The organism is Thioalkalivibrio sp. HK1, from assembly GCA_000583135.1.
Lineage (GTDB): Bacteria > Pseudomonadota > Gammaproteobacteria > HK1 > HK1 > HK1.
In genome coordinates this window covers 1-16,022 of sequence record JFBG01000094.1, presented here as the reverse complement: position 1 = coordinate 16,022, position 16,022 = coordinate 1, and the positions used below count along the sequence as shown (strand labels likewise).

11 protein-coding genes are annotated in these 16,022 nt (G+C 60.5%); 3 read left to right on the top strand and 8 right to left on the bottom strand.

Annotated features, from left to right (window positions below; genetic code table 11):
• The 4 genes from BF99_RS23575 to BF99_RS0119130 all read right to left on the bottom strand — a co-directional run.
• Window positions 1–3,247: ABC transporter transmembrane domain-containing protein (locus BF99_RS23575; RefSeq protein ID WP_025772486.1), on the bottom strand; the 3,247-nt coding region annotated here is incomplete at its 3' end.
• A gap of 175 nt (window positions 3,248–3,422) precedes the next feature.
• On the bottom strand, window positions 3,423–4,844 hold the full coding sequence (locus BF99_RS0119140) for a pyridoxal phosphate-dependent decarboxylase family protein (RefSeq protein WP_025772484.1): 1,422 nt from the start codon (window positions 4,842–4,844) through the stop codon (window positions 3,423–3,425).
• Window positions 4,845–4,861: 17 nt separating this feature from the next.
• On the bottom strand, window positions 4,862–5,539 hold the full coding sequence (locus BF99_RS0119135) for a DNA-3-methyladenine glycosylase family protein (RefSeq protein WP_025772482.1): 678 nt from the start codon (window positions 5,537–5,539) through the stop codon (window positions 4,862–4,864).
• A 140-nt stretch (window positions 5,540–5,679) separates the two neighbouring features.
• Window positions 5,680–7,395 (bottom strand): AMP-binding protein, encoded by a 1,716-nt coding sequence (locus BF99_RS0119130; protein ID WP_051482994.1) that lies wholly within the window; start codon window positions 7,393–7,395, stop codon window positions 5,680–5,682.
• 214 nt (window positions 7,396–7,609) lie between these two features.
• On the opposite strand from BF99_RS0119130, the gene BF99_RS0119125 reads away from it, so the two are divergent.
• Window positions 7,610–8,605, top strand: coding sequence for an oxidoreductase (locus tag BF99_RS0119125; RefSeq protein WP_025772479.1), 996 nt, complete (start codon window positions 7,610–7,612; stop codon window positions 8,603–8,605).
• 149 nt (window positions 8,606–8,754) lie between these two features.
• Here BF99_RS0119125 and BF99_RS21560 read toward each other — a convergent pair whose 3' ends face one another.
• Window positions 8,755–9,462, bottom strand: coding sequence for a thiol:disulfide interchange protein DsbA/DsbL (locus tag BF99_RS21560; protein WP_197019229.1), 708 nt, complete (start codon window positions 9,460–9,462; stop codon window positions 8,755–8,757).
• Window positions 9,463–9,653: 191 nt separating this feature from the next.
• Complete coding sequence (locus BF99_RS0119110; protein ID WP_025772473.1) at window positions 9,654–10,256, bottom strand: c-type cytochrome; 603 nt, start codon at window positions 10,254–10,256, stop codon at window positions 9,654–9,656.
• Window positions 10,257–10,627: 371 nt separating this feature from the next.
• Here BF99_RS0119110 and yihA point away from each other — a divergent pair, with 371 nt between their 5' ends.
• Window positions 10,628–11,287 carry a ribosome biogenesis GTP-binding protein YihA/YsxC gene (gene yihA / locus BF99_RS0119095; protein ID WP_025772470.1) on the top strand — a complete coding sequence of 220 codons (660 nt, stop codon included), beginning with the start codon at window positions 10,628–10,630 and terminating at the stop codon, window positions 11,285–11,287.
• Window positions 11,288–11,944: 657 nt separating this feature from the next.
• On the opposite strand, the gene BF99_RS21555 is transcribed toward yihA, so the two are convergent.
• Complete coding sequence (locus tag BF99_RS21555; RefSeq protein WP_156013491.1) at window positions 11,945–12,544, bottom strand: DUF2062 domain-containing protein; 600 nt, start codon at window positions 12,542–12,544, stop codon at window positions 11,945–11,947.
• A 557-nt stretch (window positions 12,545–13,101) separates the two neighbouring features.
• Here BF99_RS21555 and BF99_RS0119070 point away from each other — a divergent pair.
• Window positions 13,102–15,555 carry a DNA internalization-related competence protein ComEC/Rec2 gene (locus BF99_RS0119070; RefSeq protein WP_025772468.1) on the top strand — a complete coding sequence of 818 codons (2,454 nt, stop codon included), beginning with the start codon at window positions 13,102–13,104 and terminating at the stop codon, window positions 15,553–15,555.
• A gap of 218 nt (window positions 15,556–15,773) precedes the next feature.
• On the opposite strand, the gene BF99_RS23570 is transcribed toward BF99_RS0119070, so the two are convergent.
• A partial coding sequence (locus BF99_RS23570) for a hypothetical protein (RefSeq protein WP_038099091.1) occupies window positions 15,774–16,022 on the bottom strand: 249 nt, incomplete at its 5' end.

The following is a 16,022-nucleotide window of genomic DNA, read 5'->3' as shown; positions in this document are numbered from 1 at the left end:
GTTCGTTATCGATATCGATGCTCCGCTCGCGTTCGATTGCGCTTTCGAGTGCTTTGTCCTCGTTGTCCGCTTGCGATGCGGTGGATGCTTGGCCTTGCGCCCGATGCATCGGTGTGGCGGGCGAGGCTTCGAAGGTCGGTTTCGCCCCGGCGCCGTCTTGCACCGTTTCGACTTCGTTGTGAACGGCGTGGAGGCGGCGGGTGGCGCCCAAGGTCTCCGCGAGTTGACGACCGATATGGGCGATCTCCGATATCGGGAGGAAGGCGGCCATCGCCAGCAAGGTGAGCATCGGCAAGGCGGTGTCTTTCAGGGCTCCGGCTTCGACTTGCCATGCCCCGACCATGATCACCACGAGTCCCCCGAGTCCGGTTGCGACCTCCAAGATCGCCTTTTGTTTGGCGAGGTCGGAGAAGAAGGAGAGGCGTAGGCGGTGGTGGTGCCGATTCAATGCCGCGAACGCCTCGGCGCGCGATCCGGCGCGCTCGAAGGAAATGATTTCCGCCAGTCCTTGGATGGTGTCGACGGCGTGGATATGCATCTCCCCGAAGGCCTCCCGCGCCAGCGATCCGCGAATGTCGATACGGCGTCGGGCCAAAAAGGGGCTGATGGCCACCAGCGCAAGGAAGGGAAGAAGAGCCAGCGCCAAGGGCATGCCGAAGTGCCATAGGGTGCCGATCACCGCCGCCGGAACCAGCACCGCAACGAAAAAGGGCGCAACGGTGTGGGCGAAGAAATATTCCACCAGTTCCACATCGCCGGTGGCGGTGGCTACCAAGTCGCCGCTATGCCGACGAACCAGCCAAGCGGGAGCGAGGCGGTCGATCTTGCGATAAAGGGCGATGCGCATATCGGCGAGCATCCGAAAGGCCATATCGTGCGCCAACCATGATTCCAGCCAATGCAGGATTCCGGCCAGCGGGGCGATGATGGCGAGGATGATCAAGGGCTCCATCCACGGTTGGCCTTGTTTGACCGCAGCCACCGCCAGTGCGCTCATCACTCCGATGCCGATCAAGGCCGCAACCCGCGCAAGCCCCAGTAGCAGCACCAGCAAGAGTCTTCCCTTCCACGGCGTGACATGGGCGAGCAGGGCGCGGAACGCTCCGGCCCAGCCGAGATCTCGGGCGCGCAAGACCGCCTCGCTGATGGGGGGCTGGATATCGGCTTCGTCCGGGTCCGGGTCTTCGGTGGGCGGGGAAAGCGGTTCGTGGCGATCGGGCGCTTCGGTTTCGCTCAAAGGAGGGCGGGTGCCGGTTTCGTCCGTACCCGGGTCCTCGGTGGGCGGTTGAGGCGATCCTCGATAGTCGCCCGCTTCGATCTCGTCATCGAGGGCAAAGGAGGACGATTCTCGATATCTGCGCTCGGCGCTCACTCCTCTAAGTGCGCTTCGATCCGGCATCGAAGAGGGGTTGCGCTCAGGGGGCGAGGGATCGGCTTGCGTTTCGCTCGCACTCGATATCGCACTCGTTTCACCTGAATCAAGCGGATCGGGTCGATCGTTGGGGGCGGCATCGAGGTCGCTGTCTTCGGCTTGCGTTCCCATCAGGCGGAAATAGGTGCCGCGGTTGCGCATCAGATCCTCGTGCCGCCCGCTTTCGATGATGGTGCCGCGCTCCAAGACCGCGATGCGATCGGTGGCGATGACGCTCGACAGCCGGTGGGCGAAGATCAGTGTGGTGCGACCGATCATCAGTCGATCCAAGGCTTGTACGATCAAAGCCTCGTTTTGGGCATCGACGGCGGAGAGGGCTTCGTCGAGGATCAGGATCGGGGCGTTTTTGAGCAGGGCGCGGGCGATGGCGATCCGCTGTCTTTGTCCGCCGGAAAGGCGAATCCCGCGCTCCCCGACGATCGTCTGCATCCCTTGGGGCAGGCGGCGGATGAAATCCCACGCATTGGCGGCGCGAGCCGCGGCTTCGATCTCCTCCGGGCCGGCATCGGGATTGCCGAAACGCAGGTTTTCCTCCACCGTGGCGTGAAAAAGCCGGACATCCTGACCGACCACCGCGATATGACGATGGATATCCGCCGGTGAAAGCGTTCGTAGATCGTGCCCCCCGAGCCGCACCCTTCCCTTGTCGGGATCGTGAAAGCGCAAGAGCAGGCGAACGATGGTCGATTTGCCGGCGCCGCTTTCTCCGACGAACCCCACCCGCTCGCCGGCATCGATGCGAAAGGAGAGTCCTTGGTGGGCCAAGCGGCGACCGCCGGGATAGGCGAAGGAGATATCCTCGAATTCGATGGAGGGTTCGAGGGCTCCATCGAGAACGACGGGGGCGGCCGGTGGCTCGACCTTCGCCTTCGCCTCCAAGATCGAGAGGATTCCCAAGGCTGCGGCTTGCCCCGTCATTCCGTTATGCAGCATGGCCCGCAGATCCCTTTGCGGCCGGAAGACCTCGATCCCGGTCATGAGGACGATCAGCAGGGTTGTCGTATCCATCAGCCCTTGGGATACGCGCAGGGCACCGAAGCCGATCAGCGCCGCGCTGCCGACGGCGATGGCGGTATCGCTGATGCCGCGGGTGAGGGCGTTGGTCGCCAGCACCCACATCGTGCTGCGGAAAACTTCGTGCGCCCTTTTGGCCAGCATCTCGCCGCGCGCCCCGCTTTGGCCGAAGGCCTTGAGGGTGGCGATTCCTTGGAGGGCGTCAAGGAGTTCCGCGGCGAATCCGCGCCAAGCGACGGAGCGGCGCTTGCTGTTGGCCGCATCCCATCGATGAAAGAGCGAGGGGGCGAGTAGGGCCAGGGCGGCGAAGGCCAGGAGCAAGGCGGCGATGGGGAGATCGAGAAAGGCGAGGAAGGCGAAGACCAGCAAGGGAGTGATCACCGCGACCATCAGTTGCGGCAGATATTCCCCGAAATAGATTTCGAGTTGTTCCACGCCATCGACCAGCGAGAGCAGCACGTCGCCGGTGCGCTCGAAGCCGAAATGGGCTGGCCCTAAGGCAATCAGCTTATCGTGCAGGCGTCGGCGTAAGACGAGTTGCACTTTGGCTGCGGTGCGATGCGCGATCATCGTTCGAGCGTGCTCGAGCGTACCGCGCAGCACCATCACCGCCGCCACCGCCGCAAAGGGAAGGGCAAGATCTGAGAATCCGGCCCCCTCGAAGACGAGCGCGAGCAGCCAGCCCAGCAATGCCAGCCGCCCGATGCCGACCAAGGAGGCGGCGACTCCCGTTGCCACCGCCCCCGCAATCCGAAGCCGCACCCCGCAGGTGAACTCCCAAAGGCGAGGTTCAAGAAACATCGCGGGGCATTCGATCCTCTCTTTTGACGAAGAGGCGGCGATGGGGTTGGAAGGGGTTTGCGCTCATCTCGAATATTTGCTGTGGTGGCCGTGCCGGGTCTCGATCCAAATGTATCGGTGCGGGTTCGTGCTTGTGGGTTCGTTCGTCGGCCGTGTCCGTCGGCCATCGTCGCCGTCAAACCAGTCCGGCGGCGGTGTTTCGGATTTCCTCGACCGCGGTGTCGATATCCTCGGGGGCGGTTTCGATGGCTCCGACCTGGAAGCGGATCGCGAGGCGATCGTCGATGCGGGTGGGGGTGAGGTAGATGCGTCCGGTGTCGTTGATGCGGGCCAAGAGGTCGAGGTTGAGGGTGTCGAGGGCGTCTGGAGTCAGTCCTGCGGGGGCGAGGCGGAAGGTGAAGAGGCTCAAGATCGGGGGGGTGACGATCTCGATATCGCTGTCGATCGCGATGCGCTCGGCGACCTCGTTGGCCCATCGCACATGGTTTCGCATCATCGATCGAAGGCGGGCGAGGCCTTCGGCGCGCAGCAAGAACCAGACCTTCAGGGCGCGGAATCGTCGTCCGAGTTGGAGGGAGAGGTCGCAGAGGTTGCGGATCTCGCCCTCGTTGCCGTGGGTGCCGAGGTATTCGGGGGCGATGGTGAGGGTGTTGCGCAAGGTGTTTTCGTCTCGCAGCAGGTGTATCGAGCATTCCAGTTGCGCCCCCAGCCATTTATGGGCGTTGAGGACGATGGAATCGGCGTGTTCGGCCCCGTGCCACAGGGTGCGAAATTCCGGGCAGATCATCGCCGAGCCGGCCCAAGCGGCATCGACGTGGAGGTAAAGGGATTCGCTTTTCGCCACTTGGGAGATGGCGGCGACATCGTCGCAAGCCCCGGTGGAGGTGCCGCCGACGGCGGCGACGATACCGGCGGGGAGGAAGCCGGATGCGCGGTCTTGGGCGATCGCCTCGCGCAAGGCTGCCGGATCCATGCTCCGCATCGGGCCACGGGTGGGGATGCGAACGAGGTTGTCGGCGCCGATGCCGGAGAACCATAGCGCGCGGTCGATCGAGCTGTGGACTTCGTTCGAGGCGTAGATCCGAAGCGCCGGTTGTCCGGCCAATCCGCGGGTGTTGCCTTTGCCGTCGAGTGCGCGCTCGCGCATGGTCAGGATCGCGGCGAGGGTCGCCGAGGAGGCCGTGTCTTGGATCACTCCGCCGAATTCCGCCGGCAGTCCGACGGCGTCTCGTAGCCACTCGATCATCCTTCGTTCCAACTCGGTGGCGGCGGGGGAGGTCTGCCAGAGCATGCATTGGGCGGCCATCGTATCCGCGAGGATCTCGGCCAGCACCGAGGCGGGGGCGGCATTCGCCGGAAAATAGGCGAAGAAGCGCGGATGCTGCCAGTGGGTCATGCCGGGAAGGATGGTGCGCTCGAAATCCGCAAAGATATCTTCCATCCGCTCCGGCTCTTCCGGCGCGCAAGGGGGCAGGGATTTTAGGATCTCCCCCATTTCGACTTGCGAGCGTACCGGGTGCTCGCGCAAGGTGCGACGGTAATTCGCCCCCCAGCGCACGGCTTTTTGTCCCCAGTATTCGAATGTTTCCCACTGCATGGTTCGCCTCCGGTCGGTTATCGCCATTTTTCGGGTTCTTCGCAAGCCCGCCAAAGATACCAAGCGGCGACGCTGCGCCACGGGCGCCAGCGCTCGCCCGCATCGAGCAGTTCCTGGGGTTCGGGCATCGATTCGTTTCGTCGGCAGAGCATGAAGCCGCGGCGTACGCCGAGGTCGGTGGCGGGCAGGACATCGGCGCGGTCGAGGTTGAAGATCAGCAGCATCTCGACCGTCCACTGTCCGATGCCGCGGATCCGGATCAGATCTTCGATGATGGCCTCGTCGCTCATGGTCTGGAGTTTTCGCTTGCTCGGAACCCCGCGGGCGGCGACCTTCATCGCCAGATCGCGCACCGCGACGATCTTCGGGCGCGAAAGGCCGGCGGAGCGCAAGGTCTCGTCATCCATGGCAAGGAGGGCGCGGGCGCTCGGGCGGTGGCCGGGAAAAAGGGCGAGAAGGCGGGTGTGGATGGTTTTGGCGGCCTTGCCCGAGAGTTGTTGGTAGACGATCGAGCGCAAGAGGGCGTCGAAGGGCGAGCGCATCTCGCCGCGATTTTGCGGTCTTCGCGGCTCCATCGCATCGATGATGCGCCCGAGGTCTTTGTCGCGGCGACGCAGCTCGGTGATGGCGAGATCCCAGTCGAAGCGTTCCATGGAAGTCTTTGTCTCTTTGAAAAGGGTGGCGGGTGCGGCCATTCGCCCTCGGTTCAAGGAAGGCGGGCGGGGCGCTCGCTGCGGTGTCGTCGTGATTTTATGGCGGCCAGCATGGTCTTTTCGAAGGGGGGGCGACCTTCAATCGAGACCCGAGCGAAAAGCCGATGGTCGGCGGTGTGCGCTCAAGCCGATTCCTCGGGCCTTCCTTCGGTGTTCGATGCGGCATCGGGTCGGCGAAGGGCGATCCGGCGTACCTTGCCGGTGGTGGTCATCGGCAGGGAGTCGATGAACTCGATCTCGCGTGGATATTCGTGGGCCGCAAGGCGGTTGCGAACATCGAGACGAATCTCCTCGGCCAAGCGCTCGCTTTTTTCGAAGCCCGATTCGAGCACGATGAAGGCTTTGATCCGCTCTCCGCGCAGCGTATCCGGAACCCCGACGACCGCGCTTTGACGCACCGCGGGATGCCCGAGCAGGCAATCCTCGATTTCGCCGGGGCCGATGCGATAACCGGCGCTGGAAATCACATCGTCTTTTCGCCCCATGAAGCGGAAAAAACCGTCTTCGTCGCGCACTCCCAGGTCGCCGGTACGAAACCATTCGCCGGTGAATTTTTCCTCGCTCGCCGCCTCGTTTTTCCAATAGCCGAGAAACATCACCGGATCATCTCGATGCACCGCGAGTTCTCCGATCGCTCCTGAGGCGACCTCGACCCCCGCATCGTCGATCGCTCGCACCCGATGGCCGGGGTAGGGCTTGCCCATCGAGCCCGCTTTGGGCGGCAAGATCGCACAGCAGTTGCCGACCAGATAGTTGCATTCCGTTTGCCCCCACATCTCGTTGATATCGATCGAAAGGACGCTCTTGGCCCATTGCGCGACATGAGCGCCGACTTCTTCCCCCGCGGACATGATGGTGCGCATGGAGATATCGTCGAAAGCGCGATCCGGAAGGTGCATCATCAGCTTCAAGGCCGTCGGGGGGATGAAGGCGTTGCGCACCCGATATTTTTCGATGGTCTTGATGGTTCGCTCGGGATCGAAAGGCCCGTGATCGCAGCCGAGTACCGGCACGGCGTAGCGAAGGGCGGGCATCAGGGCATCGATCAGTCCGCCGGTCCAAGCCCAGTCCGCCGGGGTCCACATCAGGTCCTTCGGCTGGGGAAAGAAATGGTGGGAGAGTTCGAATCCGGGAAGGTTTCCCAAAAGGCAGCGATGGGGGTTGAGCGAGCCCTTGGGCGGGCCGGTGGTGCCGGAGGTGTAGATCAGCAAGGCGGGATCGTTCGCGCCGGTGGCGCTCGCTTCGAAGGCAGGCTTTGCATTGTTCAGCAGATCGTCAAAACCATGAGTTCTGCCACCGGCGCTGTCGATGCCCTTTGCGCTTTTGGTTTGAAGATCACAGATCACCAGATCCAGCGGCTCGCCGAGATGGGACCTTAAGTGCTCGATACGCTCTTTGCGGGCAAGATCGGTGATCAGGAGACGGGCCCCGCTATCGCTCGTTCTGAAAGCGAGGGCTTCGGGGCCGAAGAGGATCGAAAGGGGCATGGCGATCCCCCCGATCTTGGAGATCGCGATATGCGAGATGGCGGTTTCGAGGCGTTGCGGAAGGCAGATCCCGACCCGATCCCCGCGCTTGATCCCGATCCCTTCGAGGGCGTTGGCCAGTCGGTCGCTTCGCTCTTTCAGCTGTGCGAAACTCAACCGGCGCTCGATTCCTCGGGCATCCTCGCAAATCAGCGCGGTGCGATCCGGGTGCCGCGCCGCCGGTCGGTCGCAGATATCGACTCCGATGTTATATCGATCGGGGATATTCCACTCGAAGGTGCGCCGGATCTCGTCGAAGGAGTCGGCGGATGCTTCGATCAGCCTGATGGGAGAGCCGGCAGGTGTCGTCATCGTCTTTCCTTCGCTTTCGCATCGAGATCGCCAAGGGCGAAAAGCGGGCGCGGGCGGATGGCGGGTCGATCTTGATTGCCTCGGATGTTCTATGGATGGTATAGGATTTACCCTTTTCCATTTCGAATCGCGGTGTGGATTTCGATGCTACAGGCATTCCTTATCGGCGATTCCTTCGAGCGGTTTTCGCGATCAAGACCCTGAGGACAAGCGCATGGAAGATTTTCTCGCTCTTCGAGTGCATCGAAAGGATAAGGAAGTCGAGTCTCGTTTGGAACGAATCACCCTTGATGATATTTCCGAAGGTGATGTCGTCATTCGTTGTGCATGGTCCGATATCAACTATAAGGATGCGCTGGCGGTCACCGGCAAAGGGCGGATCATGAAGCGCTTTCCGATGGTCGCCGGGATCGATGTCGCCGGAACCGTTCATCACTCGCAAGATCCCGCTTGGCCCGAGGGTACCCCGGTGGTGGTTACCGGCTTCGGCCTCGGGGAGGAGCACGACGGGGGCTACGGCGAATACGCGCGAGTTCCCGCCGATTGGCTCGTTGGATTGCCGGAAGGCCTTTCGCAGCGCGATAGCATGGCGATCGGGACCGCGGGATTCACGGCGGCGTTGGCCGTGGATCAAATGGAGCGCAATCGTCAGCGTCCCGATGGCGGGCCGATATTGGTCAACGGAGCCACCGGAGGGGTCGGGAGTTTCGCCATCGACATGCTGGCGGGGCTCGGCTACGAGGTGGTGGCTTTTACCGGCAAACGGGATCAGGATCAATATCTTCGCACCCTCGGGGCGAAGCGCATTCTCTACCGCGACGAGGTGGAGATCGGTACGAAGCCGCTCGAAAAACCCCTATGGGCGGGGGCGGTGGATAATGTCGGGGGGCGAGAACTCGCTTGGTTGACGCGCACGATGAAGCCCGGCGGCAATATCGCTTCCATCGGTCTGGCGGGCGGGTTCGTCCTTGAAACCACGGTGATGCCTTTCATCCTGCGCGGGGTGAATCTGCTCGGGATCAACAGCGTTTATGTCGAGAGCGCTTGGCGGCAGCGGATCTGGCAGCGTTTGGCATCGGACTTGAAGCCTCGCCATCTGGATCGGATCGTCACCTCGGAAATCGCCTTGGCCGATTTGCCCACGGCCTTCGATGCCTATATCAATGGGAAGGTGACCGGTCGGGCGGTGGTGCGCATCGCCGGGGATTGATGCCACGCCCCTTTTTCGCTTGCTTGAAGTGCAAGCGGAGGATTCGATCGAGGGATTTCGTCGGCAAAAACGAAAAAAGCCCCGGGATGATGTCCCGGGGCTTTTTTTCGAAAGGCTCGAAGCAAGTGTCGAGCCCTTCGATCGAGCCATCAAGCGCCCTTGTTCTTCTCCTGATACTCGTATTCGGTCAGCTTCATAATGACCTTCACCAAGTTCTGGTAGGTGCCCGCAAGGGAGGTGCCGACCCGGTACTTGCCATGAACGATGATCGTCGGGGTGCCCCGTATTCCGTATCGCTGCTGCATCACCAAGGATTTATTGATATTGGAGTTGACGGTGAAGGATTCCCAAGTTTGGTCGAGCTTATCCTTGTCCACCCCGCTGCGCTCGTTGTAGAAATCGATGATGGCCTCCTTGGTTTCGAGCCTGTTCCCTTCTTTGTGAATCTCGTCGAAGAACTCTCGGTGGTGCTTTTCCGCGATACCGAGGGCTTGGGCGGTGTAGAAGCCCTGGGCATGGATCAGCCAAGAATCTCTGAAAATGGCCGGTAGGCGTCGAACCTCGACATAATCGGGCAGGTTCTGCTCCACATATTCCATAACGGGGAGGAATTGATAGCAGCCGGGGCAGCCGTACCAGAACACATCGACGACCTCGATGTTATCTCCGGTTTCGACGGGTTGGGGCTGGGCAAGGACTTCGTACATGCCCTCGATATCGGAGATATCGACGGGTTGGGCGAAGGCGACGCTGCCTAAAAACAAAGAGAAAACGATCGCCAATGTCGATCGCAAGAAAGAACCCCGATGTCGGATCCGGGCGGATTGGATCGGGGTGCTGGGAATCGGGTATTTCATCGGGATGTCTCCGGTAGGACAAAGGGGTTCTTTTCGATATCCGATCGATATCCGGTCTTCACCGACGGGCGGTGAGATAAGGGTGTCGGTCTCGCTCGGGAGATCGCAGGGCTTTTTGACATGATCGTTCCAAAGCATTGCCTGGACAACGGTGATCCGTGGAAAGGGCGATCGAACGATGGATTCCAATATCAATGCAGGCCTGCGATATATTCGCTGACGGCTTTCATCTCCATCGGGCTCATCAAGCGCACTGCGTCGGCCATCATCGAATTCGTATCGTTGGAGCGGGCTCCTGCGCGCCAATCGTCGAGCTGCTTTGCGGTGTAGACGGCATGTTGGCCTGCGATGCGGGGAAATCCCGCCGGGCCGTTCCCCAAGCCTTTGGGACCATGGCAGGCGATGCAGGCCGGGACTCCGGATTCGACGATGCCGCCTCGATAGATCCGCTCTCCCAAGTCGTGCAGCGCTTCGCTCGCATAGCCTCCGGTCGATGGTTGGGATTCGTAGTAAGCCGATATATCCGCGATATCCTCTTCCGTGAGGTTGGCGATCATGGGGGCCATCAGGGCGTTGTTGCGCGTTTTTCCTTCCATGAAATCGCGGATCTGCTTTGCGGTATAGGAGGCATGTTGGCCTGCGAGATTGGGCCATTCCGGATTGACGCTGTTGCCGCCGGCGCCATGACAGGCGGCGCAGACCGCAGCTTTTCTCTCTCCCGCCACGATGTCGCCGTCGGCAAAGGCGGAGCCGATGGCGGCAAATAACAGCAAGGTGATCACGCTTCGCTTCAAGGCTTGGAACCTCCAAGTGTCACTTCATCGGTATGGCGGTCGGGTGTTGTCGGGCCGAGCGGGTCTTTACAATGTCCGGTTCGGTGATCGATCGATTTTTCGAGGCGAGCCCGATTTTTCAAGACAAGCCCGATTTTTCAAGACAAGCATTGCGAGATCGGCGCAATGCCGTTTCGCAAGACGGAATCGATCCAAGAAGGCGGCTTGGATTTCGCACCCGATCGGATGTGAATTTTATAGCATAAACGAGACGGTTTCGGGCAACGAAGGAAGAGGGGCTCGATAGGGTTCGATGGTGCCTTCGAGCGAAGAAGAGCAAGCGCAATCGAAGAACAAGATACCCTTTCGAAATTCCCCGGTGGAGATCGACCATGCTTGATTACCGGCAGACCAAGTTTCTCGTCAGTGCATCCAAGGTGCGTGAATTTCCTCTCGACGAGGGTCGGGAGGTGGCTTTCGCGGGGCGCTCCAATGCCGGCAAATCAAGCCTTATCAACGCGCTTTGTCGGCGCAAGGCTCTTGCCCGCACCAGCCGCACTCCGGGGCGCACCCGGCTCATCAACTTCTTCGGCGTGGGGGATTCCCTGCGCTTGGTCGATCTTCCCGGCTACGGCTACGCCAAGGCGCCTCGTTCGATGAGTCAGGCGTGGGGGAGGCTGGTCGAGGAATATCTTCACCGGCGTCGATCGTTGGCAGGGGTGGTCTTGTTGATGGATATTCGCCATCCCTTGACCGCTCTGGATCGGATATTGATCGAGGGATGTCGCCTCGGCGAGATCCCGCTGCTGATGGTGCTTTCCAAGGCGGATAAATTGGCATCGAAAAGGCGGAGCATGGCCATCAAGGAGGTGAGGCTCTCTCTTTGCGATCTCTTTGCGGAAGGTTCGACAAATGAGCGATCGAATCTCGATGCGATCGGGCAAGGGCGATCGCCGCCGACCCCGCCGAAGGTGATGGCGCATTCCGTTCCGGGCAAAATCGGATACGAGGATCTGGCGGCTCATCTATCCGATTGGCTCGAAGGGGAGTGAGAGTCGGTTTTTCGATCGTCGGCGAGGCGCCGATCCGCTTCGCTTTTCCTTTGTTTTTCCGTTGCATTGAAGTGGCAGGGGCCAAGGGCAAGGCGCCGCTTCGATCGGGGCGATTCCTACCTCGGATCGGGGCCAAAAAAGCCTTGTGAACGGGCGAGCGAAAAAGCCTTCGGGCTCGGTGAATACAGGCTTTTTTCGATGGATCGAATCTTGGGCAAAAAAATCATCCACATAGCGAGACGGTTTTTTCGAACGCTCTTTCAAGGCCCTTTCGGACCTCGGAATATACTGATAAAATGTTGTAAGTTATTGAATATAAAGAGATTTGATTTTGTTTTCATGATTTTCCCCGACTCGAGACGTCGAATTTCGGCCCCTGGATCGAGCCCTCTTGCGAGTTTTTCTCACAAGGTTGTCCACAGGCGAGGGCCGTTATTTTTTTCCTTGATATGACAAAGAGTTGGCGTTTTTTGATCGATTGAAACGATCCTCGAACAAGGGCTTGCAAGGGGGCTATCGGACGTGAAGATTGTGTGAAAAAAACGCATCGACGGGGTTCTTCGGATGCCGCCTTGGTTCGCCGAAGCAGGCATCTGCGGGCAAGGAATTCCCGGATCGATATCGGGCAAGGCGATACTGCCCTCGGTGCGCTACCTTTCAAGGTTTGTCCGGCTCGATTTCCTTCGACGAGCCACCCTCGGGGGCTTTTCTCGGCGATATTGTCGCGATATCGCCATGGCGATCCCGGTATCGGCGTCGTTGTCGCAAGCGTATCAGACGCTCCGCCCCCCACGCAAAGCGCACCGCGATTTGCCCCAAAATCGCGCTGGCAAGTCCGAGCGCAAGGCACCCGACGAGGATCGGCAGCCATGAATGGTGCATCCCTTGCCATAGCCATTCGAACCATCCCACCGTATGCAAGGGATCTTCCCCTTGTCCGAGGATCCAAGTGCCCAAGCCGTAGGCGCCGATGAGCATCGGGGGGATGGTCAAGGGGTTGCTGATCCAGACCAACAGCACGCAAAGGGGGAGGTTGCAGCGAATGATCAGCGCCGCCCCGGCGGCGATGAACATCTGGAAGGGAAGCGGGATCCAAGCCACGAAGAGGCCGACGGAGACCGCCCATGAGACCGAATGGAGGTTCAGCCGCCATAGATTCTCGGCCTTCGATTCACGGCCCAAGAATGAGGAATTGCGGAAAAGATCACCCGATACCTTGCGGAATTCGCCGATTCGTTTACGCAGGAAGGCTCGCATGATCGTTAATCTAGGCCAATCGAGGGTTGTTATCGGATCATCGAGACGATTGTCGATCCAAATCGCCGATCCGCATTGCCGATCGTCATCGTCGATCAGTATCGTCGATCGATATCGCCGATCGATATGGCTCGAATGCCGCAAGATCGCTCATGATCGAGTTCATATCGACAAGAGTACAAATTTATGAACGACAGGGTATGAAAGATTTTACATATCGATATCAAGGCAAGGGCCTAAGGATATTCAAGTGCCTCGATGCAAGGGGCTCTGCCTGAGTTTTCCACCGATCGGCCATTTTCAAGAAGTCGTTTTTTTCGGATGCGTCATTCGTTTTTTGAAAAACGCTTTTTGAAGAACGCTTTTTGAAAAACCGATTTTCCGAAAAACGCTGCCATTGCCCTTATCGGCTGATTTTCGCGGTCTTTGGAGCCTCTCAGATCCGGGCCGGGGCAATTTGCGCAAAACAATGACGATTTCATGAACACCGGGTGCGAAAAAGAGTCAAAAGCGATGAGTTGCCCTGTATTTCCCAAAGGTAGGTATCGGGAACCGTCATGCTGCGTTTCGCTCTTTTCTTCGCTCTCGGGGTCGCTTGGTTGGAGACCGATCGATCCTTGCCGGATCCGATGTGGTGCGCTTTTTTGCCGATGGTGGTGTGGGCGGCGTTCTCGCAGGCGCGGGCGCATATCGGATGGGCGGCGCTCGCCGGATTTCTCTGGGCGGCGTTGTTGGCCCATCTGCAGCTGGCTTCGGCCTTGCCGGAGGCGTTGGATGGTCAATCCATCGAGGTGATCGGCACCGTTCGCGGGTTGCCGCAGGCCGATCCCATGAAAGTGCGCTTCGATATTGATGTTCGAGCGGTCGAGGTCGAGCGCCCCGGATGGTCCGCCTCGCTTCCCGAGGGGCGTATCCGTCTTTGGTGGTATCGCACGCAGGAGATGCCGCAGCCGGGGACGATCTGGCGCTTGAATGTACGATTGCGCGCTCCCAAGGGATGGCGAAACCCCGGGGCTTTCGACTACGAGGGCTGGCTGTTCACAAATCGCATCATCGCCACCGGTCAGGTGCATTTCGGCGAGCCTGTCGGAGAAAGCGCGCTGTTTTCCTTGGCCAAGGTGGATGCGCTTCGGGCCGAGATTTCCCGTCGCTTGCGCGAATCCCTCGCTCCTTGGCAAAGCGAGGGGTTGGTGCGGGCGTTGGCGATCGGCGATCGCAGCGGTATATCCGAATATCAGTGGGAGGTCCTGCGGACCACCGGCACCGCGCATTTGATGGCGATCTCCGGCTTGCATATCGGGATGGCGGCCGCGAGCGTCTATTGGGTGGTGGTACGGATTTGGAGGCTCGTTCCGTGGTTGATGCTGCGGATCGCCGCTTCGCAGGCTGCGGCCATGGCGGCGATGATCGCCGCATCTGCCTATGCGCTGCTGGCGGGGTTTTCCCTGCCCACTCGTCGGGCTCTGATCATGCTCGCGGTGGTCTTCGGATCGCAGATCCTAAGAAGGCGTCTTTTGCCCTCGCACGGCCTTGCGCTCGCTCTGTCGGCGATATTGATCCTCGATCCGCATAGCGTGGTGATGCCCGGCTTTTGGTTGTCGTTCGTCGCCGTTGCCGCGATCCTCGCGATCATCGCCACCCAAGGCGAGGCGGGCCATTCGAAGCCTTCGCCGGATGCCGTCGGGGATCCTTCGTTGCCGCTACGGATCCGCTCTCGGGGGCGCGCTTTTGTTGAAATATCGATGCGTTGGCTTCGCAGTTTGGGTCGGGTGCAGATCGCCGTCACCTTGGGTTTGGTTCCGATCTCCTTGGCGGTTTTCAGCGAGCAGTCGCTGGTATCGCCGGTGGTCAATGCCTTGGCCATCCCCTTGGTCGGGGTCGCGGTGGTGCCGCTGATTTTGGCCGCTTTGGTCATCTTTTTCCTCTTTCCCGCAGTGGCGAACGGTCTGCTGGGGCCGGCGGCGACGATTTTGGATGCGCTGTGGCCCTTGCTGGCGAGGATTTCTTCGAGCGTCGGGACGCTTCCCGCCCCCGGAGGAATCGAACCCTGGCAGCTGATCCTTGCGGCGGTGGGGGTGCTGACGCTTCTCGCTCCTCGCGGATTGCTACCGCGTTGGACGGGTATTTGCTGGCTCCTTCCGCTGTTGATGGCGCGGCCCGATGCCATCAGGCAAGGGGAGTGGCGGTTGACGATGCTGGATGTGGGGCATGGGTTGTCGGTGGTGGTGGAGACCGCGCGGCATGTGCTGGTCTACGATACCGGCAGCGGGCGTCCGGATGCAACGGCCCGCGCCCTCGTTCCCTATCTCAGGTGGCGTGGCCATCGGGCGGTGGATCGAGTCGTGCTGAGCCACGGCGATTCGGATCATGTCGGCGGCTATCCGACCTTGGAGCGCAAGGTGAGGGTAAGCGAGCTGATGGCCAACGCCCCGCCTCCGAGATCGATGACCCCAACGCCTGCGTCGATGCCCGATATCCGATCCTCGACCGCCCGCCTTCCGGATCGACCTTGTCTTGCCGGGGATCGCTGGGAATGGGACGGGGTGTCCTTCGAGATCCTGCACCCCATTCACTTCGTTGCGGGCACGAAGGGCAAGGCCCGCAACAACCAATCCTGCGTGATCCGCATCGAGGGCGGGGGCAGCGCTTTGCTCACCGGGGATATCGAAAGCGAAAGCGAATATGCGCTGATTCGGCGGGGGAGGCGAAAGCTCGAAGCCGACATTTTGATCGTGCCGCATCATGGCAGCAAGAGTTCATCGACCCCGGCATTCATCGATGCGGTATCGCCTTCGATCGCCTTGTTCAGCACCGCCGTTCGCGGGCGTTTTTCCTTGCCCCATACGGAAGTTCTGGATCGCTACGCCAAGCGTTCCATCGCATCGATGACCACTCCTCGTTGCGGGGCGATGATCTTCGAATTTTCGGGCACGGTGCGGATCAAACGCATCGAGCGCGATGAGATGGTTCGCTATTGGCGGCGAGAAGGGCTCTCTTGCCATTCCCCCTAGCGGGCCCTCGATCCTTCGAACTCGGGCGCAAGCCACTTGGAGCCTTGCTCTTTCGAAGGTCGAATCCGAAGCGGCGGGATCGAAGGGGTCGATCGATCAGGGGCGGGGTATCAAAAAAAATCGCCCGCCGGTGGAGCCGACGGGCGAGGGTAGGGGGATGATTGACAAGCGAGGCGGGATTCGATTTCAAGGAATCGCTTTTTCGCATCAAAGTCGAATCACTGTTCGATCGCAGGCGAGAGGCTTGCGAAGATCGAGAAGCAACTCCAAGCATCCGTGCTGCAGTTCGTGCTGTCGTCGACGCTTTCTTGGTTGAAGCAGTTCCAAGCATCGTTGCTGCAAAGCGTGGGTTGCAGGGAATCGAGGCTGGCGAACTGGGTTTTCGTCTCGGCGGCGGCGAACTGGGTCTTGCTCTCGCCGGCGGCGAATTGGGTCTTGCTCTCGCCGGCGGCGAACTGGGTTTTCGT